The 26,124-nt window shown below is 69.0% G+C and carries 29 protein-coding genes; 14 read left to right on the top strand and 15 right to left on the bottom strand.

Features of this window, described 5'->3' with window-relative positions; all coding sequences use genetic code 11:
• Positions 1-34: 34 nt before the first annotated feature.
• Positions 35-742 carry a response regulator transcription factor gene (locus tag AC1DYP_RS19725; RefSeq protein WP_165190936.1) on the bottom strand — a complete coding sequence of 236 codons (708 nt, stop codon included), beginning with the start codon at positions 740-742 and terminating at the stop codon, positions 35-37.
• Positions 743-972: 230 nt separating this feature from the next.
• On the opposite strand from AC1DYP_RS19725, the gene AC1DYP_RS19720 reads away from it, so the two are divergent.
• Positions 973-2,694 (top strand): hypothetical protein, encoded by a 1,722-nt coding sequence (locus tag AC1DYP_RS19720; protein WP_477047767.1) that lies wholly within the window; start codon positions 973-975, stop codon positions 2,692-2,694.
• Here AC1DYP_RS19720 and AC1DYP_RS19715 read toward each other — a convergent pair.
• Genes AC1DYP_RS19715 through pseB form a run of 3 tightly spaced genes read right to left on the bottom strand, consistent with a single transcriptional unit; the run spans position 2,691 to position 5,104 of the window.
• Positions 2,691-2,903, bottom strand: a complete 213-nt coding sequence (locus AC1DYP_RS19715) for a hypothetical protein (protein WP_477047766.1) — start codon at positions 2,901-2,903, stop codon at positions 2,691-2,693. The genes AC1DYP_RS19720 and AC1DYP_RS19715 overlap by 4 nt on opposite strands.
• Entirely contained in the window at positions 2,904-4,070 is a 1,167-nt protein-coding gene (gene pseC, locus AC1DYP_RS19710; protein ID WP_477047765.1) for a UDP-4-amino-4,6-dideoxy-N-acetyl-beta-L-altrosamine transaminase, read from the bottom strand.
• Complete coding sequence (pseB, locus tag AC1DYP_RS19705; RefSeq protein WP_477047764.1) at positions 4,070-5,104, bottom strand: UDP-N-acetylglucosamine 4,6-dehydratase (inverting); 1,035 nt, start codon at positions 5,102-5,104, stop codon at positions 4,070-4,072. The genes pseC and pseB overlap by 1 nt, the downstream gene beginning before the upstream one ends.
• A gap of 128 nt (positions 5,105-5,232) precedes the next feature.
• Between pseB and AC1DYP_RS19700 the strand changes: the two genes are divergently transcribed.
• Entirely contained in the window at positions 5,233-5,640 is a 408-nt protein-coding gene (locus AC1DYP_RS19700; protein WP_477047763.1) for a hypothetical protein, read from the top strand.
• Positions 5,641-5,643: 3 nt separating this feature from the next.
• On the opposite strand, the gene AC1DYP_RS19695 is transcribed toward AC1DYP_RS19700, so the two are convergent.
• The 3 genes from AC1DYP_RS19695 to AC1DYP_RS19685 are packed head-to-tail and all read right to left on the bottom strand — an operon-like array spanning position 5,644 to position 7,080.
• Positions 5,644-6,102: a nucleoside deaminase gene (locus tag AC1DYP_RS19695; protein ID WP_477047802.1), complete on the bottom strand. Its 459-nt coding sequence runs from the start codon at positions 6,100-6,102 to the stop codon at positions 5,644-5,646.
• 32 nt (positions 6,103-6,134) lie between these two features.
• Complete coding sequence (locus AC1DYP_RS19690; protein ID WP_477047762.1) at positions 6,135-6,545, bottom strand: type II toxin-antitoxin system VapC family toxin; 411 nt, start codon at positions 6,543-6,545, stop codon at positions 6,135-6,137.
• A 4-nt stretch (positions 6,546-6,549) separates the two neighbouring features.
• Positions 6,550-7,080: a DUF7662 domain-containing protein gene (locus tag AC1DYP_RS19685; protein ID WP_477047761.1), complete on the bottom strand. Its 531-nt coding sequence runs from the start codon at positions 7,078-7,080 to the stop codon at positions 6,550-6,552.
• Positions 7,081-7,209: 129 nt separating this feature from the next.
• Between AC1DYP_RS19685 and AC1DYP_RS19680 the strand changes: the two genes are divergently transcribed.
• Positions 7,210-8,700, top strand: a complete 1,491-nt coding sequence (locus AC1DYP_RS19680) for a pseudouridine synthase (protein WP_477047760.1) — start codon at positions 7,210-7,212, stop codon at positions 8,698-8,700.
• Positions 8,701-8,708: 8 nt separating this feature from the next.
• On the opposite strand, the gene AC1DYP_RS19675 is transcribed toward AC1DYP_RS19680, so the two are convergent.
• Entirely contained in the window at positions 8,709-9,371 is a 663-nt protein-coding gene (locus AC1DYP_RS19675; protein WP_477047759.1) for a CDP-alcohol phosphatidyltransferase family protein, read from the bottom strand.
• 71 nt (positions 9,372-9,442) lie between these two features.
• On the opposite strand from AC1DYP_RS19675, the gene AC1DYP_RS19670 reads away from it, so the two are divergent.
• Both AC1DYP_RS19670 and AC1DYP_RS19665 read left to right on the top strand, forming a co-directional pair.
• Positions 9,443-10,417: a phosphatidate cytidylyltransferase gene (locus tag AC1DYP_RS19670; protein ID WP_477047758.1), complete on the top strand. Its 975-nt coding sequence runs from the start codon at positions 9,443-9,445 to the stop codon at positions 10,415-10,417.
• Between the two features lie 2 nt (positions 10,418-10,419).
• Positions 10,420-11,058, top strand: a complete 639-nt coding sequence (locus tag AC1DYP_RS19665) for a lysophospholipid acyltransferase family protein (RefSeq protein ID WP_477047757.1) — start codon at positions 10,420-10,422, stop codon at positions 11,056-11,058.
• A 4-nt stretch (positions 11,059-11,062) separates the two neighbouring features.
• On the opposite strand, the gene AC1DYP_RS19660 is transcribed toward AC1DYP_RS19665, so the two are convergent.
• Positions 11,063-12,025 (bottom strand): lysostaphin resistance A-like protein, encoded by a 963-nt coding sequence (locus AC1DYP_RS19660; RefSeq protein ID WP_477047756.1) that lies wholly within the window; start codon positions 12,023-12,025, stop codon positions 11,063-11,065.
• A 141-nt stretch (positions 12,026-12,166) separates the two neighbouring features.
• On the opposite strand from AC1DYP_RS19660, the gene AC1DYP_RS19655 reads away from it, so the two are divergent.
• Entirely contained in the window at positions 12,167-12,805 is a 639-nt protein-coding gene (locus AC1DYP_RS19655; RefSeq protein WP_477047755.1) for a TMEM175 family protein, read from the top strand.
• 2 nt (positions 12,806-12,807) lie between these two features.
• The gene (gene rsmD / locus AC1DYP_RS19650; protein ID WP_477047754.1) at positions 12,808-13,371 is read left to right on the top strand and encodes a 16S rRNA (guanine(966)-N(2))-methyltransferase RsmD; all 564 of its coding nucleotides are present in this window, start codon (positions 12,808-12,810) and stop codon (positions 13,369-13,371) included.
• Here rsmD and AC1DYP_RS19645 read toward each other — a convergent pair whose 3' ends face one another.
• The 3 genes from AC1DYP_RS19645 to AC1DYP_RS19635 all read right to left on the bottom strand — a co-directional run bounded on the left by AC1DYP_RS19645 (position 13,372) and on the right by AC1DYP_RS19635 (position 16,688).
• Positions 13,372-13,647: a YjhX family toxin gene (locus tag AC1DYP_RS19645; protein WP_477047753.1), complete on the bottom strand. Its 276-nt coding sequence runs from the start codon at positions 13,645-13,647 to the stop codon at positions 13,372-13,374. It lies immediately after the preceding gene.
• A 327-nt stretch (positions 13,648-13,974) separates the two neighbouring features.
• Complete coding sequence (locus AC1DYP_RS19640; protein ID WP_477047752.1) at positions 13,975-15,969, bottom strand: AsmA family protein; 1,995 nt, start codon at positions 15,967-15,969, stop codon at positions 13,975-13,977.
• Between the two features lie 344 nt (positions 15,970-16,313).
• The gene (locus AC1DYP_RS19635; RefSeq protein WP_477047751.1) at positions 16,314-16,688 is read right to left on the bottom strand and encodes a hypothetical protein; all 375 of its coding nucleotides are present in this window, start codon (positions 16,686-16,688) and stop codon (positions 16,314-16,316) included.
• Between the two features lie 152 nt (positions 16,689-16,840).
• Between AC1DYP_RS19635 and AC1DYP_RS19630 the strand changes: the two genes are divergently transcribed.
• The 3 genes from AC1DYP_RS19630 to AC1DYP_RS19620 all read left to right on the top strand — a co-directional run bounded on the left by AC1DYP_RS19630 (position 16,841) and on the right by AC1DYP_RS19620 (position 18,784).
• A complete protein-coding gene (locus AC1DYP_RS19630; RefSeq protein ID WP_477047750.1) occupies positions 16,841-17,482 on the top strand; it encodes an HAD-IA family hydrolase in 642 nt (213 codons plus the stop codon).
• A gap of 29 nt (positions 17,483-17,511) precedes the next feature.
• Positions 17,512-17,796 (top strand): 4a-hydroxytetrahydrobiopterin dehydratase, encoded by a 285-nt coding sequence (locus AC1DYP_RS19625; protein ID WP_477047749.1) that lies wholly within the window; start codon positions 17,512-17,514, stop codon positions 17,794-17,796.
• A gap of 202 nt (positions 17,797-17,998) precedes the next feature.
• Positions 17,999-18,784, top strand: a complete 786-nt coding sequence (locus tag AC1DYP_RS19620; RefSeq protein WP_477047748.1) for an SDR family oxidoreductase — start codon at positions 17,999-18,001, stop codon at positions 18,782-18,784.
• 155 nt (positions 18,785-18,939) lie between these two features.
• Here AC1DYP_RS19620 and AC1DYP_RS19615 read toward each other — a convergent pair whose 3' ends face one another.
• A complete protein-coding gene (locus AC1DYP_RS19615; protein WP_056443726.1) occupies positions 18,940-19,497 on the bottom strand; it encodes an ActR/PrrA/RegA family redox response regulator transcription factor in 558 nt (185 codons plus the stop codon).
• An 88-nt stretch (positions 19,498-19,585) separates the two neighbouring features.
• Entirely contained in the window at positions 19,586-20,995 is a 1,410-nt protein-coding gene (locus AC1DYP_RS19610) for an ActS/PrrB/RegB family redox-sensitive histidine kinase (RefSeq protein WP_477047747.1), read from the bottom strand.
• Positions 20,996-21,050: 55 nt separating this feature from the next.
• Here AC1DYP_RS19610 and AC1DYP_RS19605 point away from each other — a divergent pair, with 55 nt between their 5' ends.
• The 4 genes from AC1DYP_RS19605 to AC1DYP_RS19590 all read left to right on the top strand — a co-directional run bounded on the left by AC1DYP_RS19605 (position 21,051) and on the right by AC1DYP_RS19590 (position 24,451).
• Positions 21,051-21,647, top strand: a complete 597-nt coding sequence (locus AC1DYP_RS19605; protein WP_477047746.1) for an SCO family protein — start codon at positions 21,051-21,053, stop codon at positions 21,645-21,647.
• On the top strand, positions 21,634-22,215 hold the full coding sequence (locus AC1DYP_RS19600; RefSeq protein WP_477047745.1) for a hypothetical protein: 582 nt from the start codon (positions 21,634-21,636) through the stop codon (positions 22,213-22,215). Before AC1DYP_RS19605 ends, AC1DYP_RS19600 begins: the two co-directional genes overlap by 14 nt.
• A 92-nt stretch (positions 22,216-22,307) precedes the next feature.
• Positions 22,308-23,564, top strand: coding sequence for a polyhydroxyalkanoate depolymerase (locus AC1DYP_RS19595; protein ID WP_477047744.1), 1,257 nt, complete (start codon positions 22,308-22,310; stop codon positions 23,562-23,564).
• A 167-nt stretch (positions 23,565-23,731) separates the two neighbouring features.
• The gene (locus tag AC1DYP_RS19590) at positions 23,732-24,451 is read left to right on the top strand and encodes a M48 family metallopeptidase (protein WP_477034513.1); all 720 of its coding nucleotides are present in this window, start codon (positions 23,732-23,734) and stop codon (positions 24,449-24,451) included.
• Between the two features lie 55 nt (positions 24,452-24,506).
• On the opposite strand, the gene AC1DYP_RS19585 is transcribed toward AC1DYP_RS19590, so the two are convergent.
• Complete coding sequence (locus AC1DYP_RS19585; protein ID WP_477047743.1) at positions 24,507-25,727, bottom strand: glycosyl hydrolase 53 family protein; 1,221 nt, start codon at positions 25,725-25,727, stop codon at positions 24,507-24,509.
• Positions 25,728-26,124 lie beyond the last annotated feature (397 nt).

Raw genomic sequence — 26,124 nt, 5'->3', positions numbered from 1 at the left:
CGGCTTGGCTGCGGCCTCCGATCCCACGGCGGGATCAGGATTCGCGATAGCGGTAGCCGACGCCGTACAGGGTCTCGATGGAATCGAATTCCGGATCGACCTGGCGGAACTTCTTGCGCATCCGCTTGATGTGGCTGTCGATGGTGCGGTCGTCGACATAGACCTGATCGTCGTAGGCGGCGTCCATCAGGTTGTCGCGGCTCTTCACGAAGCCCGGGCGCTGGGCCAGCGACTGCAGCAGCAGGAACTCGGTGACCGTCAGGCGCACCGGCCGGCCGTCCCACAGGCTGTCGTGACGCGCGGAATCCAGCGTCAGCTTGCCGCGCTTCATGATCTTGGAATTGGCCGCGCCCGGCGCGACGCCCGGCTCGTCCTCTTCCGGGCGGGCCCGGCGCAGCACGGCCTTGACCCGCTCCAGCAGCAGGCGCTGGCTGAACGGCTTGTGGATGTAGTCGTCGGCCCCGAGGTTGAAGCCGAGGATCTCGTCGATCTCGTCGTCCTTGGAGGTCAGCATGATCACCGGGATCTCGGTGGTCTGGCGCAGGCGGCGCAGCACTTCCATGCCGTCCATGCGCGGCATCTTGACGTCCAGGATCACCAGGTCGGGCGCCTGGCTCTCGACCGCGTCGAGACCCGACGCGCCGTCGTAATAAGCCTTCACCACGTGGCCATGGCTTTCCAGCGCCAGCGAAACCGAGGCGACGATGTTCTCGTCGTCGTCGATAAGAGTAATATCGGCCATCGAGCCCTATGGGTCCTTTCGCGGATTTCCTGCCGATACTATCGATCGGCGTCGCCCGCTACAACGCGCGGAGCGGCTAAGCTTTCCCGGTCTTTTGCGGCCCCAGCGTGGCGCGATTACGGCGCGTACGTCCCGAAGGGGCCTGGCGGGCCGCGCGCAAGGCGTTTCGGGCGGCAACCTCACCTTAAGGTCTCGTATCCCATAACGGAGTCTCGGGGAGCCTTTTGCTGATGAGCGACCAAGTCCATTACGAGCTATTCGTGCGCCGCAAGGTCGGCGCGCAGTGGACGCTCGACATGGCGACCGAGATCCGGACCCACGCCCTGCAGACCGCCGAGGAGGCGCTGGAGCAGGGCCGGGCCGTCGCCGTGCGTGTCAGCAAGGAAACCCTCGACCCCGACACCCGCGAATACAAGTCGATCTCGATCTTCACCAAGGGCCAGGTCGACGGCGGCAAGCCCAAGAAGGTGCAGGAGGACCTGGAACCGCTCTGCGTCCAGCCGTCCGACCTCTACACCGCCCACGCGCGCGACCGCATCGGCCGGCTGCTGGAAGGATTCCTGGAGCGTCACCACGCCACGCCGTTCGAGCTGCTGCACCGTCCCGACCTGGTCGAGAAGCTGGAAGCCTCCGGCACCGACCTGCAGCACGCCCTGCAGAAGATCGCCATTCCCGAGGCCGAGGCCCGGGGCATGTCGGTCCACGAACTGATCCGCACCTTCCAGGGCCTGGTCGAACGCACCGTCGCCAACCTGATGAAGGCGTTCAAGAAGGGCGACCTGCCCGACCTGGACAAGGAAGGCTTCGCCCGCGCCGCCGAGCGGCTGGCCATCGATCCCGACCGCGCCTTCCTGCTGGGGGCCGGCGTCGCCGCCTCGATCGCGCCCGGCAAGAACTGGTCCGAGAAGCTGGCCCGCCTGCTCGACCTGGCCGACGCCGCGCCCACCGATCCCAAGGCCCGCGCCGCCGCACTGGCCGCCATCGAGACGCCCCTGGCCGAGATCATCGGCTCCAAGGCCGGCATGGCCGACCTGCTGGGCAGCAACAAGGAGGGCGGCGAAGCCGACCTCGGCACCACCCTGGCGGCCATGACCCGCCTGGCGGGCGGCGCCCAGGTCGAAGGCCTGATCCGCGTCGAGGCCGGTGTGCGCAACTGCATGCCCGAGCTGAACGGCACGGCCAAGCGCCTGTGCGAATGGCTCAGCGGCGAGGAATTCCCCGCCGTGCGCATGTCGATCGCCCAGCGGGTGCTCAAGGAGCTGAACGGCGTGCGTCGCCTCAAGCCCGCCGACGCCGAGGCCGAAATCGAGTTCCTGCGCGCCCTGGCCATGAGCCTGACGGCCGCCGCGGGCCGCATCCTGCCGCCGGAAGACATCACCAGCGCCTTCACCACCCGCTCCAAGACCCTGCTGAACGGCGAGTTCATCGAAGCCCTGCTCGGCCGCGACCGCTCGTCGCGCGAGGAGGTGCAGATGCTGATCCGCCTGGCCGAGAACGTCATGGGCGCGGTCAACAAGCGCACCGCGGCCCGCTGGCTGTCGGCCAACGTCCTGGCCCTGCGCTTCGAACGCGAACTGCGCCAGGGACCCGACTCGGCGGCCGCCAAGCTGGCCGCCCTGGCCGGCCTGCAACGCGCCCTGGTCCGTTCGGGCCTGGTGGTCGAGGACTACGAACCGCTGTGCGCCCGGCTGGGCGAGGTCGGCGGCATGATCGAGGTCGACGCCCGGCTGGTCACAATGCTCGTTCGCGCCCCCGCGCCTCTGGCTCAGAAGATGTCGGTGCTGATCAAGCTGGCCATGGGCGAGGCCGGACCCACGGGCCCCGTCGCCGACAAGGCCAAGGTCGAAGTCCTGAAACTGGCCCGCGCCCCGGAAGCCCGCGAGGAACTGGCGGCTTCTCCGGAGACGATGGACCTGCTCAAGGGCATGGTTCAGCAGAAGGCGGCGGCCTAGGCCACTGCGGCGCGGGTGACCGAGCCGTCCCCGGCCTTGGTCGCCAGAAGCCTCGGCTTTCGCTCCTGACGCCAGAGTTCAACCGGAACACGTTCAGTGTCGAGCGCCGCCAGCGCGTGGATCGCCGCGTCGTCATCGGCGTAGGTCAGGACGCCCAAACCGTCGATCGTCCGCTCCGGGAAGTGATACCGGTGGCGGTACTTGGGCATCTAGCACCCCAGCGCCGCCGCCAGCGCCTCGACCACCCGGTCGACATCGCCGTCCTCCATGGTCGGATACAGCGGCAGGGTCAGGCAGCGGGCGTACCAGGCGTCGGCGCCGGGCAAATCCAGGGCGCCGTAGCGGGCCTGGTAGTAGGGCTGGCTGTGCACCGGGATGTAGTGGACCTGGCTGCCGACGCCTCGGGCCTTCAGCGCCTCGACCACCGCGCGGCGGGTGGTTCCGACGGCTTCGAAATCGATCAGCACGGTCAGCAGGTGCAGGGCCGGGTCTGACCAGGCGGGGCTCTCGGCCAGGCGCACGGTCGGGGGCAGGGCGGCCAGCTTTTCGGCGTAGAGCGCGGTCAGCGTCCGGCGACGGGCGACGAAGCGGTCCAGCTTGGACAGCTGCGAGATCCCCAGGGCGCAGAGCACGTCGGGGATGCGGTAGTTGAAGCCCAGCTCCGGCATCTCGTAGACCCAAGGCTCGGCGCCGGCCGGGCGGACCATGCCGTGGCCGCGCAGGCTGCGGGCCCGGGCCGCCAGGGCGGCGTCGTTGGTGGTCAGCATGCCACCTTCGCCGGTCGCCAGGGTCTTGACCGGGTGGAACGAGAAGCTGGCGAAGGCCGAATAGGCGCCGTCGCCGACGGGATGGGCGACGCCATCGAAGGTGGCGACCGAGCCCAGGGCGTGGGGCGCGTCCTCGACCAGCGCCGCGCCGGCTCCGGCCGCCAGTTCGCGCAGCACCGGCAAATCGCAAACGTCGCCGCGCAGATGCACTGGCAGCACGGCCTTCACCCGGCGACCAGGCGCGCGGGTCAGAGCTTCTGCCAGGGTTTCGGGCGTCATCAGGCCGCTGTCGGGATCGACGTCGGCGAACACCACCTCGGCCCCCACGTAGCGGGCGCAGTTGGCCGTCGCCAGGAAGGTGACCGAGGGCGCGATGCAGACGTCGCCCTCGCCGACGCCCAGAGCCAGCATCGCCAGGTGCAGGGTGGCGGTGCCGTTGGCCACGGCGATGGCGTGCTCGGCCCCGACCTTGGCCTTGAACGCCGTCTCGAAGGCCTCGACGGTCGGGCCCGTGGTCAGGAAATCGGCGCGCAGGGCCGCCGCCACCGCCGCCACGTCGTCGTCCTCGATGGTCTGACGGCCGTACGGCAGGAACGGCGGGTTGCTCATCAGGCCTTCTCGGCCAGCATGGCGTTCAGGCCGTCCTCGCTGAGCCAGTCGTCGTTGTTGTCGCTGCTGTAGCTGAAGCCCTCGGCCACGTCCTTGGCCGCCGCCTCGCCCCGGAACGGCGTACGCGGATATTCCACGAAGGTCGGCTCGATCACGTAGCGATCCTCGAGCTCGACGGTGGCGCGGGCGTCGTCGGCGCTGATCATCATCTCGTGCAGCTTTTCGCCCGGACGGATGCCGACGATCTTCATGCCGACGTCCGGCGACATGGCCTTGACCAGGTCGGGCATGGTCATGGATGGGATCTTGGGCACGAAGATCTCGCCGCCGCGCATGATCTCCAGCGACGACAGCACGAACTCCACGCCTTCGTTCAGCGTGATCCAGAAGCGGGTCATCCGCGCGTCGGTGACCGGCAGCTCGGTCGCGCCCTGGCTCAGCAGGCGCTTGTAGAGCGGCACCACGCTGCCGCGCGAGCCCACGACGTTGCCGTAGCGGACCACCGCGAAGCGCGTGCCGATGTCGCCCGACAGGTTGTTGGCGGCCACGAAGGTCTTGTCCGAGGCCAGCTTGGTCGCGCCGTACAGGTTGATCGGGTTGCAGGCCTTGTCGGTCGACAGGGCCACCACCTGCTTGACGCCGTTGTTGAGGCTGGCCCAGACCACGTTCTCGGCGCCCATGATGTTGGTGTGGATGCATTCCGAAGGATTGTATTCGGCGGCCGGCACCTGCTTCAGGGCCGCGGCGTGGATGACGATGTCGACGCCGCGCAGGGCCAGGGTCAGGCGCTCACGGTCGCGCACGTCGCCCAGGAAGAAGCGCATCTTTCCGTAGGTCGCCTCGTCGAACTGCTCGCGCAGCTCCAGCTGCATGTCGCTCTGCTTCAATTCGTCGCGGGAATAGACGATCACCTTCCGCGGGTCCGAACGTCGCAGGACGGTTTCGATGAAGCGACGGCCAAACGAACCGGTGCCGCCGGTCACCAGGATGACCTTGCCGTCCAGATCGAGCTTCTTCGGTGAAAAGCGCCCCAATTTCAGTCTCCTACGTCCCCGCCGCGAACTGCACGTGATCCGCCGCGCGCGGGACGATTCATGGTTAACGCCCCTTTGTGCCCGTCAGACGTAAAGAGGACGTCAACCACGTCGTGCCACAAGGGCTCATGCGCCGCGCTCTCGCCCTCTCCGTCCTGTCGCTGCTGGCCGCCGCCAGCCTGGCCGCCCCGCCCGCCTTCGCCGGCCACGGCAAGGAGGAGAAGAAGGCGCCCGTGACCTATTTCGCCCTGCAGCCGCTGACGGCGACCACGATCCGCCGCGACGGCCGCCGGGGGGTCATGACCCTGGAGGCCGGGGTGCAGGCGCTGGATCCGGCCCTCATGGAGCGCGCCCAGCAGTCGGAGCCCCGCCTGCGCGCCGCCTTCGCCCAGGTGCTGATGACCTACACCGCCGGCATGCCGCGCGGCTCGGCGCCGGACCTGAACTATCTGGGCGGCAGGATGCAGGAAGCCGCCGACAAGGTGCTGGGCCGCAAGGGCTCCAAGGTGCTGCTCGGCTCGGCGATGGTGAACTAGGCGCTACTTCTTCCGCCGCTCCCTGAAGAACCCCCGCAGCAGGTCCGCGCTCTCCTGGGCCATCACGCCGCCGGTCACCTCCGGCCGCCAGTGGCAGGTGGGCTGGGCGAAGAACTTGGGGCCGTGCACCACCGCCCCGCCCTTCGGATCCTCGGCCCCGAACACCACCCTGCCGATCCGCGCATGGCTGATCGCCCCGGCGCACATGGCGCAGGGCTCCAGGGTCACCACCAGGGTCAGGTCGGTCAGGCGATAGTTGCCGAGCTTGGCGGCGGCGATCCGCATCGCGGCGATCTCAGCATGGGCCGTCGGATCGTGCGCGCCGATCGGCCCGTTGCCGGCCCGGGCCAGGATCTCGCCGGTCGCCGGGTCGAGGATCACCGCACCCACCGGCGTCTCGCCGGCCTGGGCGGCCGCGCGGGCCTCGTCCAGGGCCAGGGCCATGACGGCTTCGTCGGTGATCGGGGCGCCAAAGGGCGGAAGGGGAGCGATGATCAGGACTCCGGGATCAGGAGGCGGACGTGGTCGGCCATGCCGATGTCGACGGCCCTTCTAGCAAGCTTCGCGTCGGCCGTGACCAGAAGAAGGCCGCGTCGCCTGGCCAAGGCCAGATAGACAGAGTCGTAGACGGAAAAGCCGTGGCGCGCCGTCAGGTCGTAGGCGGGACCCGCCAAGCCGCCCAGCGGCGCGATCTCATCGATCAAATCGGGGAGTCGCTGGACCGCGTCGCGCGCAACCGCCTTTGGCGTCAAGCCGTGTCGAACGAACTTGGTCGCGGCGGAAGCGAATTCGGCGAAGATCAGGTCCGGCGCGATCCGCCGCGCGCCTGATCGCACAAACGCCAACGCCGCCGCCGAACCTGGTCCGGGAAGAAGCCAATCGACAGCGACCGAGGCGTCGAGCACGATCTCATCGCTCATCACTATCTCGATCTTCGCGGATCAGGTCGGCGCCGGAGATGGCGGATGGCTTTGAAGCCTTCTGGAACCATTCGACCATCGCCACGAGCCGGTCGTTGGCCAACTGGTCGAGCAGGGCGATGCAGGCGCTGGTCGAATCCCCGCCGTGGTCCTTCACATGCCTGTCGAGCATGCGGACAGCGCGTTCGCCGAGCGCATCCAGAGGAAAGGTGACCACTGCGTCGTTTCGCACGAACGGCGTACGTTCCTCGGCGGGGCCGGCGACGCCCTCATCCCTGACGAAACTGACCTGCCGCCCGGCGAGGTCCAGCGCGGTCGTCTTCCAGCCGGCGTCCAGCCAGGCGACCGCCTGGGAATGGCCCGCGCGGGTGTTCGACCACCAGGGCTGAGCCTCGTAGGCCGAGGGCGGCAAGGAAAAGCCCAGGATCTTTTCGATCTCCGCGAAGGAGAGACGCACCTCGCCGTGCTGGAACATCCCTTCGAGGTGACGCTTGAGCGGTTCGTACTTCGTGGGCTTCATAGTATGTCTCCGCCACAAACGAAGTATATACTATAGACGAATGGCGTCCACCTTGATCCCCGCCCAGTTCGGTGCGCATTAGAAAACCGCCCATCGTGAGATGCGCCCAGCCCTTGAAGGACCGACGCCGTGACCGACAAATACCAGCCCCACCTGCATGACAACGCCATTCCGGGTCAGGACGACGACGGAGACGGCGCGCGGGTCGCCAAGATGCTGGCGCGGGCCGGCGTGGCCTCGCGGCGCGCGGTCGAGCGACTGATCGAGGACGGCCGGGTCGCCCTGAACGGCGAGGTCCTGACCACCCCCGCCATCAAGGTCCGCCCCGACGACATCCTGACCGTCGACGGCAAGATGATCGACGCGCCCGAGGCGACGCGCGTCTTCCGCTATCACAAGCCCACCGGGCTGATGACCACCCACAACGATCCCAAGCAGCGCCCGACGGTGTTCTCGGCCCTGCCGCGCGACCTGCCGCGCCTGATCTCGGTCGGACGCCTGGACCTCAACTCCGAGGGCCTGCTGCTGCTGACCAACGACGGCGCCCTGTCGCGCGCCCTGGAGATGCCCAACAACGCCTGGGTCCGCCGCTACCGCGCCCGCGCCTTCGGCGACACCACCCAGGCCAAGCTGGATCGGCTGAAGGACGGCTGCACGGTCGAGGGCGTCCGCTACGGCCCGATCGAGGCGCGCCTCGACAAGGCCCAGGAAAAGGCCGGCGGCGGCAAGAACATCTGGATCACCCTGTCGCTGAGCGAAGGCAAGAACCGGGAAGTGCGGCGGGTGCTGGAGTCCATCGGCCTGAAGGTCAACCGCCTGATCCGCCTGTCCTACGGCCCGTTCGCCCTGGGCACCCTGCTGCCGGGCCAGGTCGAGGAGGTCGGCCCCCGGGTGATCCGCGAGCTGCTGGAAGGCATCGTCGCCGAAGAGAACATGCCCAAGGGCGACAAGCCGCAGTTCATCGGCGTGGCCGACCCGCTGAAGGCGGTGGGCACCGCGGGCGGCGGCGACATGCAGCGCCGCGGCGTGCCGCGCACCAACAAGGCGGTCCAGACCTCGATCCTGATCCCCGACGAAAGGGTCGAGGAGGAGAAGTTCGTCCGCAAGCCAGGCTGGGCCAAGCCGAAGAAGAAGCCCGCGATCGCCGGCCGTGCGCCGGTCGCGCACGCCAAGAAGTCGATCGAGAGCAAGATGATCGGCCCCAAGCCGCTGACCTACCGCGACGCTGCCGCCAAGCGGATCCGCGACAAGGAGATGGCCGACAAGAACGCGGCGGACAAGCGCGCGGCCCAGGGCAAGGACGCGCGGCCGGCCAAGAGCGCCGGTCAGGAGTCGTCCAAACCCAAGCTCGGCGCGCTGCGGGCCAATGGCTACAAGCCTCTGGGCGACGGTCCGGCCAAGACCGGCGGCAAGCCGGGCGGCGCGCGTCCGGGCGGCAAGCCCAGCTCGGTCAAGGCGACCGGCGCGGGCAAGCCTGGCGAAGCCGGCAAGGTGTGGTCCAAGCCGGGGATGGCCAAGGCCGGCGCTCGACCGGACGGTCCCAAGGGTCCGCCGCGCGCGGGCGGCAAACCGAGCGGGCCGCGTCCGGGCGGGTCGGGCGCGCCGCGCGGTAAGCGCTAGCGACGCCGCTAACCCCGCAGCCCCCGCGCCAAGTTCCTGGTCCGCCTCACCATGGTGATCAGCGTTCCCGCCGCGATCACCAGCAGGCCGCACAGCAGCATCTGGCCGTGGCCGCGCCATAGCGATTCGAACACCGAGATCAGGCAGAACGCGGTCAGAACGGCCATGCGCTGTTGCTTGGCCATCGGGCCGGAGAAGTCGGCGGGCTGTCCCAGCCCCCGGCCCAGTTCGCGGACGTAGGCCGTCAGCACCGCCAGCACCGCCGCGATCCAGCCGACCGCCGCGGCGCCGTCCAGGCCCGCCGTCTGGACGCCATAGCCGGCCCCGGCCAGCAGCAGGACGTCGGCGATCCGGTCGGGCAGCTCGTTCCAGATCGGCCCGGCGGTTCCGCCCCGGCCGTGCTCGACCGCCACCAGGCCGTCCAGCAAGTTGCACAGCAGCCGCGCCTGGATGCAGACCGCCGCCAGCACCAGGACCACCGCCCGGAAAAGCCAGCCCTCCAGGCCGCCGGCCGTCATCAGCAGCGATCCGCCCAGGGCGGCGAAGGCGACGCCGGCCGCCGAGACGGCGTCGGGACTGACCTTGGCCTCGGCCAGGCGCTGAGCCATCCGCCGGGCGAAAGCGGCGTCGCGGACCTTCAACGGGCGACGGTTGTCCAGGTCCTGGGTCATGTGCTCCTCCAAGTCGAGAACTAGGCTATAGCTAAACCGGTTCACCTCCAGGGGTGTTTGGCGGGAGCCGCATGGACATCGTCTCGACCGTTCGCGCCGTCTTCGCCGCCCAGCCGCCGGTCCTGCTGATCGGCCTGGCCGGGGTGACAGCCCTGCTGAGCGTGGCCGGGGCGATCGCCACGGTGCTGACGGCGCTCAAGCCGGGCGACGCCTATCGCGAACTGCGCCAGCGGATCGCCAGCTGGTGGGTGATGGTGGCCCTGCTGGCCGGGGCCCTGCTGCTGGGCTGGCAGGCGACGGTGCTCGTCTTCGCCCTGATCTCGTTCATGGCCCTGCGCGAGTTCCTCTCCCTGGCTCCGATCCGCAAGGAGGATCGCCCCGCGATCCTGGCGGCCTATCTGATCCTGCTGGCCGCCTACGGCTTCATCGCCGCCGACCGCTACATGTTCTACCTGGTCTTCATCCCGGTCTGGACGTTCCTGGGCCTGCCGTTCCTGATGGCCATGCTGGGCCAGACGCGCGGTTTCCTGACCACCGCCGCCACCTTCCACTGGGGCCTGGTGACCTGCGTCTACAATCTGGGCTTCGCGGCCTTCCTGATGCGCACGCCCGACACCGACCGCCTGCCGGCCGGGGCGGCGGGGCTGGTGTTCTTCCTGCTGCTGGTCACCGAGTTCAACGACGTGGCCCAGTACGTGTTCGGCAAGCTGCTGGGCCGTCACAAGATCGCGCCCACGGTCAGCCCCAACAAGACCTGGGAGGGCTTCCTGGGCGGCTGGCTGGCGACGGGCCTGCTGATCTGGTTCGCGGGACCGGTGTTCACGCCGCTGGCCGGCCACGGCCTGCTGATCGTCGCCCTGGCCCTGCCCGTGGCGGGTTTCGCCGGCGACGTGACCATGAGCGCGGTCAAGCGCGACATCGGGGTCAAGGACACTTCGCACGCCATTCCCGGCCATGGCGGGGTGCTGGACCGCGCCGACAGCCTGACCTTCACCGCCCCGCTCTATTTCCACCTGCTGGCGCTGTTCGCGCTCCAGAAGTTCTGACCGTGGGCTGGCTGCGCTTCCTGCTGCTGGTGCTGGTGGCCCGGCCCATGGCCCTGTTCCTGACCGGGGCCGACGTCACCGGCCGCGAACGCCTGCCGCTGACGGGGCCGGCCATCGTGGCGGCCAACCATTCCAGCCATGTCGACACCCTGCTGCTCCTGGCGATCTTCCCGTCGCGCGCCGTGGGCCGCGTGCGGCCGGTGGCGGCGGCCGACTACTTCCTGAAGGATCCGGTGATCGGCTGGTTCTCGCGCCACGTGATCGGCATCGTGCCGGTGGCGCGTCTGAAGGCTGGCGCTGGCGAGGACGTCCTGGCGCCGGCCCGCGCGGCCCTGGCGGCCGGCGAGATCGTGGTGGTCTTTCCCGAGGGCACGCGCGGCGACGGCGACGAGCTGGGCCAGCTGAAAAGCGGTGTCGCCCGCCTGGCCGAGGCCTTCCCGGAGGCGCCGGTGACGCCGGTCTGGATCCAGGGGGCCGGCCGGGTCCTGCCCAAGGGCGAGGCGATCCCCGCCCCGCTGAACTGCGCGGTGCTGGTCGGCGAGTCCATGAGCTGGAATGGCGACCGGCACGCCTTCATGGCGCGGCTGCGCGCGGCGCTGCTGGCCCTGAAGGCCGAGGCGCCGCCCTTGCGCTGGTCGTGACGACCTAGTCGAAAACCGCCAGGGGATCCGCGCCGACCGGGATCTGCACCCACCGCCGCAGCGGCGACCACCGGGCGGCGAACTCGGCCAGGGCCACGTAGCCGGCCAGCATCAGGGGCGCGATCAGCAGGATTTCGGGCGGAAAGGCGTGCGGCCCCTCGGGTTTCAGAGTCATGGGCTGGATGAACAGCAGGATCATGATGTTGTTGGCCGCGTGGGCTCCGATGGCGAACTCGATCCCGCCTAGCCGCAGGGCCATCCAAGCCAGACCCACGCCCATGGCCAACCGCATCAGGAAGGCGTCGAGATTGGGATCGAAGTGGATGGCCGAGAACAGCAGACCGCTGAGCACCAGCACCACCCGCGGGTCGGGAAACCAGGCGCCGACCACCTTGATCAGCCAGCCCCGGAAGACAAGCTCCTCGGCGGCGGCCGCGATCACCAGCAGCGACACGACCATGATCGCGTAGATCAGCCGGCCGGCGAGGTCCGGGCTGACCGTCAGGATCGGCATGGCCGGCGCCTTGGCGTCCAGCGCCGCCGACGCCAGCAGCAAGGGTCCGATCGTCACCGCGAACAGACCCAGGCCCAGCAGCATCAGCCGCCAGCGGAACGGTGACGCGGCCGTGAAATAGGAGGCCAGCCGGCGGCGCTGCAGGAGCGCCGCGACGCTCACGAAGGCCAGGGCCATGCCGCCGTTCACCCAGGCCAGCAGGTTGAGGACGAAGGCGGTCTGCGTCAGGCCGGCCGGCGTTTCACCGCCGCCGATCATGGTCATCAGCCGCTCGGCCGCCTCGACCCCGCCGCCGCCGGCCGCGAAGGCCAGGAAGACCGCGATGCCGCAGATGATCGCCGCCAGCAGGGCCGCGATCGTGCCGATCGGCAGGGTCAGCAGGAGCGGGACGACGCGCCGGTCGTTCGGCGTCAGATCGTCCAGGAACGGCGACCGTCGAAGTTCCGCTAGCACCACTGTTTCCGATCCTGGCCCTGGATCATCGCTAGGCGTTCGCCGCGCGCGACGCAAGCCGCGCGACACGCGACTTGCCGCGATGGCCGGCGCGCGGCACACATCGGGGCAGAAACGGGGCAGGGCAAGAGCGGGGCGCGCATGACCGACATCACCGACAAGGAAGCACAACACCTTCACCGCCTGATCCTGTTCTCGGACGCGGTGTTCGCGATCGCCATCACCCTGCTGGCCATCGAGATCCATCCGCCCGAGGGCTGGCATGGCGACGTGGGGTCGTTCTTCCACCTGATGGCCAACAAGCTGATCGCCTACGCCGTCAGCTTCGCCGCGATCGGCGTGCTGTGGATCAGCCATCGCCGCACCTATTCCCGTCTGCGGAAAGCCGACGGCGTGCTGGACGTGCTGAACTTCCTGATGCTGGGCCTGGTGGCGCTGCTGCCCCTGGGCACAGAACTGCTGTGGGAAGCCAACAGCATGGGCGCGCTGGTCATCTATGTCGGCCTGGTGGCCGGCGTCGGGATCGCCCAGGGCCTGGCCTGGGGCTATGCGGCCTTCATCGGCAAGCTGGCCGAGCCGATCGACCTGCCGACGCGGCTGTTCATCCTGGCGCGCGTCTCGCTGCTGCCGGGCCTGTTCTGCGGCCTGTCGTTCGTCAGCGTGCTGACCCATACGCCCTGGGGCTTCGTCGCCATCGGCGCGATCGCGGCGGGCCTGAGCTTCGTCGGCCGTCGCCTGCAGCCCAAGCCGGCGCCAGAGCCAGAGCCAGAGGCGGCCTGAACATGCGCATCGTCTCGGGCCAGTATCGCGGCAAGGCCATCGTCACCCCGCCGGGCGACACCACCCGCCCCACGTCCGACCGGGCCCGGCAGGCGGTGTTCAACATCCTCGAGCACGCAGCCTGGGCGCCGGAGCTGCATGGAGCCCGCGTGATCGACGTGTTCGCCGGCTCGGGGGCCCTGGGCCTGGAGGCGATGTCGCGCGGGGCCGCCTTCTGCCTGTTCGTCGAGACCGACGACACGGCGCGCGGCGCGATCCGCGAGAACATGGAAGCCTTCGGCCTGTTCGGCCAGGCCCGGGTGCATCGGCGCGACGCCACCGACCCGGGCACGCGCCCCGGCAGCATCGGCGCGCCGTTCGACATCGCCTTCCTCGACCCGCCCTACGCCAGGGGCCTGGGCGAAAAGGCCCTGGACGCGCTGGTGGCCGGCGACTGGCTTGCCCCGGGCGCGATCGTGATGTTCGAGCGCGGCCGCGACGAGCCCGATCCAGCCCCGGCCGGGTTCGAGCGGCTCGACGCGCGCGACTACGGCGCCGCGCGCGTCTTCTTCTATCGACTCGCCTAGCTACCAGCCCCGCGCCGTGACGCGGTTGTCCAGCTGGCTGCGCAGGTTCACCGCGCCAAGACGGGTGATCCGGTAGGGACCGCCGTCGGCGCTGGCGATGAAGCGGCGCCGCTTGAGGGTCTTGAAGACCCCCAGCGTGCAGTCGCTCAGGCGCCAGCCCTCGCCGGTGATGCAGTCGGCGCCGACGACGCGGCCGTTGTCGTCGCGCAGGAGTTCGATGCGGGCGCCCTGCGCCAGCGCGTGCAGCGTGCGTTGCTGCGGCTTGGAAATGTTCAAGGAAGTGGTCCGAGGATCGAGGCGTGAACACGCTCGCCGTCACGGGCGAGCGGACGGATCGGGGCCTGATCAGCTGTCGAACGGGAGGTTCGGAGCCTTAGGCCCGGGCCTCGAATACAATCTCGGACATGAACCACACTGGGTTTCGGATGCGCTGAGCCTAGCGCACCTCACGCCGGGCCGTCATCCTTCTTGTCGCGTTAGGCCCTCCCCCTGTGGGGGAGGCGATCGCATAGCGATCGGTGGGGGGATTGGCTGGACGATCGACCTCCGATCACTCCCCCCTCCGTCGGCTTCGCCGACACCTCCCCCACAGGGGGAGGGTTGCTACTTCTTCGCCTTCGCCGGAGTCGTCTGGGCCACCTTGACCGGCGCGCCGTCCTTGCGCGCGTCGGCGACGATGCCGGCGCAGTCGGCGTCCTTGGCCTCGCCGCCGGTGACGAAGGGCAGGATGGCGGCCAGGGGCGTGACGAAGGCGCCCAGCGCCGCGGCGATGCCGCCCTGGGCCACCGCGCCGCCGGCGTCCAGCCCGACCTTCGGCGCCATGAACGGGCCCTTGATGGTGATCGGGATGAACAGGCGCACCAAGCGCGGCTTCTTGCTGTCGCCGTCGATGCGCAGGTTCATGCGCTCGTTCTGCAGATCGATCGTGCCCTTGCCCTTGGCCAGCACCACGCCGGTGTCGGCGACGATCTGGTTGGAGGTCATGATCCCGTCCTTGACGGTGAAGTCGGCCACGGCGCAGCGGACGCTGGTCTCGCGGTTGTCCTTGCTCATCAGCAGCAACAGGCCCTTGGAGGCGTTGACGCCCAGCAGTTCGGCGAAGGCCTGGCGGATCTGACCCTTGGGCGACACCAGCGTCACCTGGCCGTTGGCGCTGGACGCGGCGCGGTGCACCGAGTTGCCGTAGCCGGTCAGCTTGGCCCGGGCCATCACGCCGCCTTCGATGGCCGGCTGGCCATTGCTGTTCTTGATCGAGATGAAGTCTTCCAGCTTGGCGTTGGTCAGGCGCATGTCGAGGTCGGTGCGCGGAACCTTGGGGTTGGCGTCCAGCCGCACCTTTCCAGCCAGGTCGCCACGCGAGAAGGTGAAGGCCAGCGGATCGACGGTCAGCACGCCCTTTTCCAGGACCAGGTCGGCGCGGACCTTCTGCAGCGGCAGGTTGGGCGCGTTGACCGTCAGGGCGCGGTACTTGACCTTGGCGTCCATCGCCTTGACGCGCTCGACCTGCAGGGTGGCGTCGGGCAGCAGGCGCTGGGTGGCGTCGCGCTGGGCGGCCTCGACCTTCTGGCCGGCCGAGGCGGTCTCGCCCCTGCCGGTGGCCGGCGCCGCGCCGAAGATGCTGCCCAGGTCGTCGAAGTCCAGGCGCTTGGACTGCAGGTCGGCCTCCAGATAGGGCCGCGCGCGGGCCAGAACGAACAGGTCGCCCGAGACGTCGCTGTCGCCGATCCGGCCGCTCAGCTTCTTGAAGTCGAACCGCTCGCCCCGGCGGCTCAGATGGCCGCTGATCTTGTAGGGCGGGGTGTTGGGCAGGGTCAGGCCGGTCAGGGCGTAGAGCCGGTTCAGGTCCGTGCCCGACACGTTGAGCTGGGTCTCGAACCGGCCCAGGTCGAACGGCTTGGTGATGTCGCCCTTGGCCGTCACGTGGGTCGAGCCGGCGTCGACGCGGGCGTCGAACGGATAGGGCCGGTTGGGCGAGATGTTCAGCAGCGGACCGCCGGTGACCAGGGCGGTGAACGGCGACCGGTTCAGCTGACCCTTGCCCTCCAGCACGAACTTGCCGCGCCCGTCGCTGCTGGCGTGTTCGTTGGAGCTGACCGTGCCCAGGAAGAAGATGTCGCGCTGCTGGTCCTGGTAGCGCAATTTGCCGTCATTGATGACGAAGTGCTGGATGGCCGGCAGCTTCAGCGGCTTCTTGGGCGCGTTGGGGTCGCCGAACGTCCAGTTGGCGCGGCCCGAGCCTTCGCGCAGCAGGCGCACGTCGGGACGGTCCACGGCCAGCAGCGGCAGGATCACGTCGCCCTTCAGCAGGGGCAGGAGCTTGATCTGCACCGCGATGCGATCGACCTTGGCCATCGGAGAACCGGCCGGCGAGCCCTTGGGATCGGCCTTGGCGGCCCAGTCCGGCTGGGCGACCCGGATGCCATAGGCCTCAACCTTCGGCGAGAACGACCAGGGATGGACGCGCAGGTCGCCGGTGATCACCACCTCGCGGTCCAGGCGCGCCGAGGCGAAGCGGCCGAGCGGTCCCCGGAACCAGTTCCAGTCGAACAGGACCAGGAAGACGACGATCGCGACCGTCAGCAGGATCGCGCCGATCATCCCCCAACGCGCGCGCGGCGGCAGGCCACGCAGGCGCGCGGCGAGACTGGGGGGCGGATTAGGCGCGAGCGTCGTCAGGGTGGAACCTCCGGATACCCGTCCACAACGCGCGGACGGGGTCCTTATGTTCCGAAGTCGGTCAGTTCGCCCCGAGGGGCGGGGCGGCTAGTAGACCAGCCGCAGGCTGCCGACGCCGATCGCGGCGACGACGAAGGCGACGATCGCCACGATCTCATAGGTCTTGAAGAGCGGTTTGCTCGGTTGGCGCATAGTGAAAGTTCCCCCGTCCCGAAATGATGCGTACGGTCCCCCCAGACGCAATCCTCGGGCCAAAACATGAGTCGTTACGGCAGCTTGCCTGGCCAAACCAGGAAGCCGCCCGCGTCGCGACCCGCGACGCGATAAGCCGGATAGGACGCGCCGTGCGGGCCGTCCTGGGACGGTCCCGCGTCGCGGCCCGAGTAGCCTGGGTTCGAAATGGCGACGCTCCAGCCGCCGTAGCGATCGCCGCGAAACGGGCCGTCCACCACCTCCAGCGCCCTGGGGTCGTGGCTCCAGCCGGTCACCGCTTCGCATTCGACGCGGTCCCAACGATAGGCGCCGCCCGGGCCGGTGACCCGTCGCGTCACGCACTCGCCCGGCCAGGCTTGGGCCGACGCGGTTCCCGCGCCGCACGCGACGGCGGCTAGGACGAGCAGCGGAAACAGACGGCGGGTCATGGCGAAAACTCCAGAAGGTTAACAAACCAGAGCCCCCGCACGGTTTCGCCCGCTTTCATCTTCAACGCGAGCTTGGCCATGAAGATTCATCAGGCGATTGCCAGGATCGCGCCCGCCGCCTAGCTTCGATCAAACAGTTGTTTGAGGCGGACATGGCGATCGAGGCGGTGATCTGGGATTTCGGCGGGGTGTTCACCACCTCGCCGTTCGAGGCCTTCCGACGGTTCGAGGCCCGGCGCGGCCTGCCCCAGGACTTCATCCGCCGGGTCAACGCCGCCGATCCCGACGCCAACGCCTGGGCGCTGTTCGAGCGCAACGAGATCGACGCGGCGGCCTTCGACGCGATGTTCCTGGAGGAGGCGACCCGGCTAGGGCATCCGCTGCGCGGCGCCGAGGTGCTGCCTCTGCTGTCGGGCGACGTGCGGCCCCGCGTGGTGGCGGCGCTGAAGGCCTGCAAGGCGCGGTTCAAGGTCGGCTGCATCACCAACAACGTCGTCACCGGCCACGGCACGGGCATGGCCGGCTCGGCGGAGAAGGCCGAGGCGATCGCCGACATCTTCGCCCAGTTCGAGGCGGTGCTCGAAAGCTCCAAGGCCGGGGTCCGCAAGCCCGATCCACGCATCTACCAGATGATGTGCGAGCTGCTGGCGGTCGCCCCGGAGAACTGCGTCTACCTCGACGACCTGGGGGTCAACTGCAAGCCGGCCGCGGCCCTGGGCATGACCGCCATCAAGGTCGCCACCGAGGACCAGGCGCTGGAGGACCTTGCGGCGGCGACCGGTTTGGCGTTCTGACTGGGGAAAATCCCTCGCAGGAGCCGCCCATGTCCCGCCCCGCCAAGATCGGCGCCGTCGCCGCCCTCTCGCAACTCGAAGGCTGGGCCGCCGTGTCCGAGAAGGACGCGATCGGCAAGACCTTCAAGTTCGCCGACTTCAACGCCGCCTTCGGCTTCATGACCCGCGTGGCCCTGAAGGCCGACAAGCTCGACCACCATCCGGAGTGGTTCAACGTCTACAACCGGGTCGAGGTGGTGCTGACGACCCATGACGCGGATGGGGTCAGCGAACTGGACGTGGAGATGGCCAAGTTCATGGATTCGATCGCCTAGTCCCTCCCCCTGTGGGGGAGGCGATCGCGCAGCGATCGGTGGGGGGAGTTTTAGGGTCGCCGATCGCGGGTCTGGCTATCATCCGACCACTCCCCCCTCCGTCGGCTTCGCCGACACCTCCCCCACAGGGGGAGGGCCTGTTGCACCCGCCCCTTATCCGGTTCAAACTAGCGTTTGAATTATAATCGGGAGGACGCCGCAAATGGCGCAGAGCACGGGCCGGGTCGCCGGCAAGAAGGCCTTCATCACCGGCGGGGCCCAGGGCCTGGGCGCGGCGGCCGCACGACGCCTGGCCGAGGAAGGCGCCAAGGTCAGCCTGGCCGACATCAACTTCGCCGGGGCCCAGGCCGTGGCGGACGAGATCAACGCCGCCCACGGCGCGGGCACGGCCTTCGCCTTCCAGCTGGACGTCACCCAGGAAGACCAGTGGATCGAGGCGCTGGAAAAGGCCGACGCGGCGATGGGCGGGATTTCGGTCCTGCTCAACAACGCCGGCGTGGCGGGCGACCGACCGCTGGAGCAGATGGAGTTCGACCTCTGGAAGAAGATCATGTCGATCAATGTCGACAGCGTCTTCCTGGGAGCCAAGCACGCGCTGAAATACATGCGCGCCCACCAGCCGGGCTCGATCGTCAACATCAGCTCGATCGCCGGCCTGATCGCCAACCACAATTCGCCGGCCTACAACGCCTCCAAGGCCGGCGTCTGGCTGCTGAGCAAGAACATCGCCCTGTACTGCGCCAAGATGGGGCTGGATATCCGCTCCAACTCGATCCACCCGACCTTCATCGACACGCCGATCCTGGATCCGCTGAGCCAGCGCCTGGGCAAGGAGGAGGCCCACGCCAAGCTGGGCCGCCAGATCCCGCTGGGCCACATCGGCGAACCCAACGACATCGCCAACGCCGTGCTGTACCTCGCCAGCGACGAGAGCAAGTTCATGACCGGCGCCGAGCTGAAGCTGGACGGCGGCATTTCGGCGATGTGAAACGAGCCGACCTCCCCCCGTGGGGGAGGTGGCGGCCGAAGGCCGACGGTGGGGGGAGTGATCGGCGGGCGGCCAGCTCCAGGATCGACGACCCTAAAACTCCCCCCACCGATCGCTTCGCGATCGCCGCCCCCACGGGGGGAGGGCCGGCGTCCTCAGCGCGGCGCGCGCTTGGCCAAAATCCGCTGCAGCGTCCGTCGGTGCATGTTCAGCCGTCGGGCGGTCTCGGAGACGTTGTGGCCGCACATCTCGTAGACCCGCTGGATGTGCTCCCAGCGGACCCGGTCGGCGCTCATCGGGTTTTCGGGCGGGACGGGGGCGGCGTCCTTGGCGGCCAGCAGGGCGCGGGCCACGTCGTCGGCGTCGGCCGGCTTGGAGAGATAGTCGATCACCCCGGCCTTCACCGCCGCGACGGCGGTGGCGATGTTGCCGTAGCCGGTCAGCATGATGACCTTGGCGTCGGGGCGAACGTCGCGCACGGCCTCCACGACCTTCAGGCCGGTGCCGTCCTCCAGCCGCATGTCGAGCACGGCGTGGGCGGGGGCCGAGGTTCGCAGGGCGCTCATCGCCTCGGCGACCGACGCGCAGAGCGTCACCGCAAATCCGCGCTGTTCCAGCGCTCGACCCAAGCGCGTGCGCAGGGGCGCGTCGTCGTCGAGAAGCAGCAGGGACTTGTCGGGCAGAGCCGCGACCATCTCACTGATATCCGCCATGAAATTCAGCGCCTCCCAACGCCGACACTCAACCGGGCCACGAGCGAGCCATCTTGTTGCCCAATCGCCGAGTGTCGCAAGTGTTTCATTACAGCTCGCTTGCTCCGATGATGGCCGGCGCCTCCAGCGCCGACCTCGGCCAGCGCGCCGCGACCACCGCGCCGCCACGCCGTCCGTTCCTGAAATCCACCGTGGCCCCAGTCCGTTCCAACAGGGTCTTGGCGATGAAGAAGCCCAGGCCCATGCCGATGTGGCCTGTCCTGGAGCCCTCCGCCCCCGGACGCGAGGTGACATAGGGCTCGCCCAGCTTGGCGAGGATCTCGGGCGAGAAGCCCGGCCCGTCGTCCCGGACCTCGATCACCACGGCGCGGGTGTCGAAGCGGGCGACGACGATCACCTCGGCGCGGGCGAAGTCGACGGCGTTCTCGACGATCGTCGTCAGGGCGTGGAGAATCTCGGCCCGCCGCCAGATGTCGGGCGCGGAATCGCCGGGCGGACCGTTGACCACCGCCTCGACCCGGACGCCGTGGATCATGTGCGGCTCGATCACCTCGTGCACCAGCTGCACCAGGCTGATGCGCTCGTGCACCGCGTCCTTGGCCTCGGGCATCTCGGTCAGCCGGGCCAGGATCTCGCGGCAGCGGGCCGCCTGGCCGATCATCAGCTCGGCGTCCTCGCGGGTCTGTTCGTCGGGGGCGTTGCGGACCATCTCGCGGGCCACGACCGAGATGGTGGCCAGGGGCGTGCCCAGCTCGTGGGCGGCGGCGGCGGCCAGGGCGCCCAGGGCCGAGAGCCGCTGCTCGCGGGCCAGCACCGTCTCGGTGACGTTCAGCGCCAGCTCCATCCGCGCCGATTCCGTCGCCGCCTGCCAGGCGTAGGCGCCGGTCAGGGCGATGCCCAGCACCCGCGACAGGATGATCGTCATCAGGGTCAGGCCGCCGGGCACGGGCCCTGGTCCCGCCGCCGGCCGGTAGGGCAAGGGCAGGTTGAAGAAGGCCAGGACCAGGCAGGCCGCCACGGCCATGGCCCCGATCCCCGCGGCGAACCGGGCGGGCAGGGTGGCGGCGGCCAGGGTGACGGGGGCGATCAGCAGCAGGGAGAACGGATTGATGATCCCGCCGGTCAGGTAGAGCATCCCCGCCAGCTGCAGGGTGTCGAAGGCGATCTGGGCCGTGGCCTCGCCCTCGCGCGCCATCCGCTGCCCGCCGAACGCCAGGCCGATCAGCACGTTCAGCCACGCCGACATCGCGATCAGGGAAAAGCACAGGGCGTAGGGAATCTTCAGGTCCAGGACCAGGCCGGCGACCAGCACGGCGACCGCCTGGCCGACCACCATCAGCCAGCGCTGGGCGATCAGGGTGCGAACCCTTAAGCGTCCGCGACGCAGCCCGGGACCCGCCCAGGACCAGTCCTCGTCTTGCGCCGCCTCGACGTCAGGCTTATCGAGCCCCGTTCGAGGCGAACTATGCGGCGCATTCTTCAGAGACGCGTCAGCCATGTCGCACCTTAAGGCCAGAAATTCTCCCCTGGCGAGAGCGAAAGGTTCAACGCCCATGCCGCGTCATCGGTTGTTCGCGATTCTGGCCGGTATCCTGGCCGTGCTGGTGGCCGGCGTGCTGATCTTCAGGGCGGGGGTCTTCGACAAGGCCCCGCCGCCGTCCCTGGTGGGCGGACCCTTCCAGCTGGTCGACCAGAACGGCAAGCCGACCACCGAGGCGACGCTGAAGGGCCAGTGGAACGCGGTGTTCTTCGGCTTCACCTATTGCCCGGACGTCTGCCCCGGCACCCTGCAGGCCCTGGCCGCCGCCAGCGACCAGTTGGGGCCCAAGGCCAAGGACCTGAAGATCGTCTTCATCTCGGTCGACCCCGGCCGCGACAATCCCGAACAGCTGAAGACCTTCCTGTCGGGCCCGACCCTGCCCAAGAACATCGTCGGCCTGACCGGCACGCCGCAGCAGGTGGCCGCCGCCGCCAAGTCCTACCGGGCCTATTACAAGCAGGTCGGCGACGGGCCGGACTACAGCGTCGACCACTCGACGGCGATCTATCTGATGGATCCCAAGGGCCGGTTCGACAAGGTCATCGCCTACAACCTGCCGCCCGAGGAGATCGCCCGGCAGATCAAGGACTCGATGAGTGGCGGACGGTAAATCGGAGAGGCGCCCTGCTGAGGTTTGGGGCCGCCTGCCCTGGGCCGTCATTGCTCTAGCGACGACGGTCGCCTGGGGTTTCGCCTACCTGTTCTATCATCAAGCAGATTTAGAGCCGCGACCTTGGAGCGTCCCGCGCCCCCAGGATCTCCAGACCTTTGTCGGAATCCTGGAGCCGCCATCAACCTATTATACGGCCCCCTATGTGTTGCGAGCGGCCACCGGCGAAACCTTGATCCTAAAATGCACACCGGGCTCCAAGGTGATGGGTTGCCTAAACGAGGCCCAGGCGCCGCCGGGATCACTCGGTGGCGAGCTTGTCACGGCTCGGTATTTTACCGTGCCGCAGCAACCGTTCGGGAGGCCGCATATTCTCGCTTCGCTGTCCGTTCGAGGGCATGAGGTTCTGACCTTCGAACAACGCGCGCGGCGCTTGCAGCGTGATGCACAAATCGAGGATCGACGACGCGAACAGGGTAACCCAGTTGCCTTTCTGGCAATGTTGGCGATGGCCGTCGCGCCGATCTATCTGATCTATCGTAAGCTTCGCGCACGCAGAGCCGTCTGAAGCGCGGCTCCGCGACGCTGTACCGCTACCGGAAGGCTGTACCTTCTTAGGGTTTGGCGTGTTATGCTGCATCGCAACATACTGGATGCGCCATGCTGTACGCTCTGCATGAGGCAAGCTTCTATGCCTCGACCCCTCTGCGCCTCGCGGCCCGCGCGGCCCGCGACTTCTGGGGCTCGCCCCTGAATCCGGCGGCCGAGAGCGATCTTGGCCGACGCATCCACGCCGGCGCCGACCTGTTCTCGAACGTCACCCGCCGCTACGGCAAGCCGGACTGGCGCATCGACACGGTCAAGGTCGGCCAGGTCGACGTGCGGGTGCGCCCGACCGTGGTCTGGGAAAGCCCGTGGGCGCGGCTGATCCAGTTCGACCGCGACATGGCCGACATGCGCCGGGCCGGCAAGTTCCAGCTGGACCCCGCCGTGCTGATCGTCGCGCCCCTTTCGGGTCACTACGCGACCCTGTTGCGCGGCACGGTCGAGGCCTTCCTGCCCGACCACGCCGTGTTCGTCGTCGACTGGATCAACGCCCGCGAGGTCTCGGTCCTGCAGGGCCGCTTCGACTTCCACGACTATATCGACCACATCCGCGACATGCTGCGGGTGCTGGGTCCGCGTCCCAACGTCGTGGCCGTCTGCCAGCCCGGCCCGCCGGTCCTGGCCGCCGCCGCCCTGATGGCCGAGGACGGCGACCCGTCGCGTCCCGCCAGCATGACCTTCATGGGTTCGCCGATCGACGCGCGCCTGTCGCCGACCGTGACCAACAACCTGGCCGAGGAAAAGCCCTTCGCCTGGTTCCAGTCGAACATGATCTACACCGTGCCCCCGCCCTATCCGGGCATGGGCCGGCGCGTCTATCCGGGCTTCGTCCAGCTGGCCAGCTTCATGAGCATGAACGCCCAGAAGCACCAGGACGCGCACCAGCGCTACTTCCAGGACCTGGTGAAGGGCGACGGCGACAGCGCCGACAAGCACCTGGAGTTCTACGACGAGTATCTGTCGGTGCTGGACCTGACCGAGGAGTTCTACCTCCAGACCATCGACATCGTCTTCCAGCAGCACCTGCTGCCCAAGGGCGAGCTGACCCATCGCGGCCAGTTGGTCCGGCCCGACCTGATCACCGACATCGGCCTGATGACCGTCGAGGGCGAGAACGACGACATCTCCGGCATCGGCCAGACCCAGGCCGCGCACGCCCTGTGCTCGGCCCTGCCCGAGTCGATGAAGGAAGACTACGTCCAGCCGAACGTCGGCCACTACGGGGTGTTCAACGGCCGCCGGTTCCGCGAGGAGATCTATCCGCGGGTCCGCGACTTCATCCTCAAGAGCGACCCGAACTTCCAGAGCTGACAATCCTCCCCCCATGGGGGAGGTGATCGCGAAGCGATCGGAGGGGGGAGTTATAGGATCTTCGGTCTCGTGGTCGAAGCCGCAAACATCCCCCCACCGGCCTTCGGCCGCCTCCCCCACAGGGGGAGGAGCTTGCGCGACGCAGCGGGAGGGGCGATCTACAGGACATGAACCTCTTCCGCCCGCAGCGCTACGCCGACGGTGACCGCCTGGACGTGCGCGGCTGCGCGGTGCGGCTGAAGGTCGACGGCCGGGCGCGGCGGATCTCGCTGCGGGTCGACCGGGCCAAGTCCGAGGTGGTGGCCCTGGCCCCCACCCCGCGCCGGCTGTCCGAAGCCGTCGCCTTCGCCCACGAGAAGGCCGAGTGGATCGCGGGCCAGCTGGCCGCCCTGCCCAACCGCCAGGTCATCGCCCCAGGCGGCATCCTGCGCCTGCTGGGCAAGCCCTACCGGCTGGAGGTCGGCGCCGGCCGGCCCAAGATGACCGACGACGCGCTGATCGCGCCCGACGACAGCACATGGTCCCTGAAGATCATCCGTCTGGCCAAGCGCGAGGCCTTGACCCGCCTGACCGAGCGCACCGCCCACCACGCCGCCGCCCTGGGCCGTCCCATGCCCTCGGTGGCCATCGCCGACCCCAAGGCCCGCTGGGGCTCGTGCCGCCCGGCCCGCCCCGGCCATCCGGCGGCGATCCGCTACAGCTGGCGGCTGGTGCTGGCCCCGTTCGACGTCGCCGACTACGTGGTCGCCCACGAATGCGCCCACCTGATCGAGGCCAATCACGGCCCCCGCTTCTGGGCCCTGTGCGAGAAGTTGTCGGGCGATCCCGCGCCGCACCGGCGCTGGCTGCGGGCCCACGCGGCGGAGTTGCACGCGATCTCGGCTTGAGGGGCGTTCAAACCCCTCTCTCATAGAGAGAGGGAGGGGTTTTGCGCAGCACCGCCTATCTACCGTAGTCCCGCGCCATCGCCGGATAGAGATCCATCAGCGCGTTGGCGTCGTAGCGTCCGCCGTGGTGCTCGGGCTCGCGCCTGGGCGGCGGGGGCGCCGCGCCGGGGATCGTCGCGCCGGGCGCCTCGGCGGCGTTGATCCCCTGGGACAGCAGGTTGGGCTTGGGCCCCTCGCCGGCGTTATGGCCGTCCTGGTCGAACAGGGCCTCCTGGTGGCGCGTGGGCTCCCAGATGAAGGTTCCCCAGCCGCGCCGGCCGGCCACGGCGTGGACCAGGTCGTTCACATAGCGCTTGCGGCTGGAATATTCGGCGGCGAACAGGCCGTGGTCCGGATAGCGCCGGGCGAAGTTCGTGAACGTGCGTTCCCAGTCGCCCTCGGCCGCCTGCTGATAGCAGGAGAAGCCCGTGGCGTCGAAGATCACGCCCCGGCTGAGCAGGTTGTCCATCCAGCCTTCGACGATCGCCCGGTGGCGGCCCAGGTGGTTGTGCAGCGAGGTCCTGGCCGTGGGCGCGGCCTCGCGGGCGCCGGCCAGCCCCGCCTTCAGCAGCACCGCCAGATTGTCCCACCCGCCGGCGTCGGGAACGTTCAGGTGGACCGCGTCGGTGGCGGGATTGCCGGTCGGGGCGGCCGCGGGCACGCGGCCGTCGGGCCACAGCAGGCCGAAGGTGATCTCGTTGCCGACGATGACCATGTCGGCGGGCGCTCCGGCCTTGCTCAGGGCGGTCAGCACCTGGCGGGTGTGGTCCTCCACGGCCTTGGCCAGGCCGGACAGGGGCAGGCCCGCCCAGGCCGCCGGCCTGACCTGCTTCTGGGGGTCGGCCCAGTTGTCGCTGTAGTGGAAGCTGATCGTCAGGTGCATGCCCGCCGCCTTGACCCGCCTGGCCATGCGCACGGTCTGTTCCAGGCCGGCCCAGGGCGCGCCGAAGGCGTCGGAGCGGCCCTTCGAATAGCCGTTCTCCGGATTGACGAAGACCCGCAGCTTGACGGCGTTGAACCCGGCCTGGCCCAGGATGGCCAGGATGTCCCGCCGGCGACCGCCGGCGAAATAGGTCGCGCCGTCAGCCTCGTCCTGCGGGACCCAGGTGATGTCCGCGCCGATCAGGAAGGGGCCGGGACGAGCGCCGGACGCCGGGACGGCGGCGTGGGCGACGCCCGCCAGCGGCAGGGCCAGCAACCCGGCGCCCAGGGCGCGTCGATCGATCCCATGGCCCATGACGGTCTCCTCCGTATCGCGCTCTCGCGGCGCCGGAAATCATCATATGGGATGTGGTCCCATTTTCTAGGGATTTGATGCCCGTGGCGGCGCCGTCCTTGGCCCTTCTCCCATAGGGAGAGGGAGGGGCAAGGGCGCTTATCCTCGGCGTTCAGCCAACAAACCCCGGCGATTTCAAAGCCCTGAAATTTCTCGACCCGATTTGATCCTCACCTTCCCAACCGCCCGTATCCTGATCCCACCTCGTCGCAGGGAAAGGGCGCATGGCCAGCGACCGATGCGGCGGCGGGGGGCGATCGAGCGGGACTGGGCTGGAGGGGGTTACTTCAGCGTGTCCGGGGACTCCTGTCGTTGGGGAGCCCGCCCGCCGTCGGCGTCGAACGGGGACAAAGCGCGT

The organism is Caulobacter sp. P1_D6, from assembly GCF_056406095.1.
This window is presented reverse-complemented; position numbering and strand designations above follow the sequence as displayed.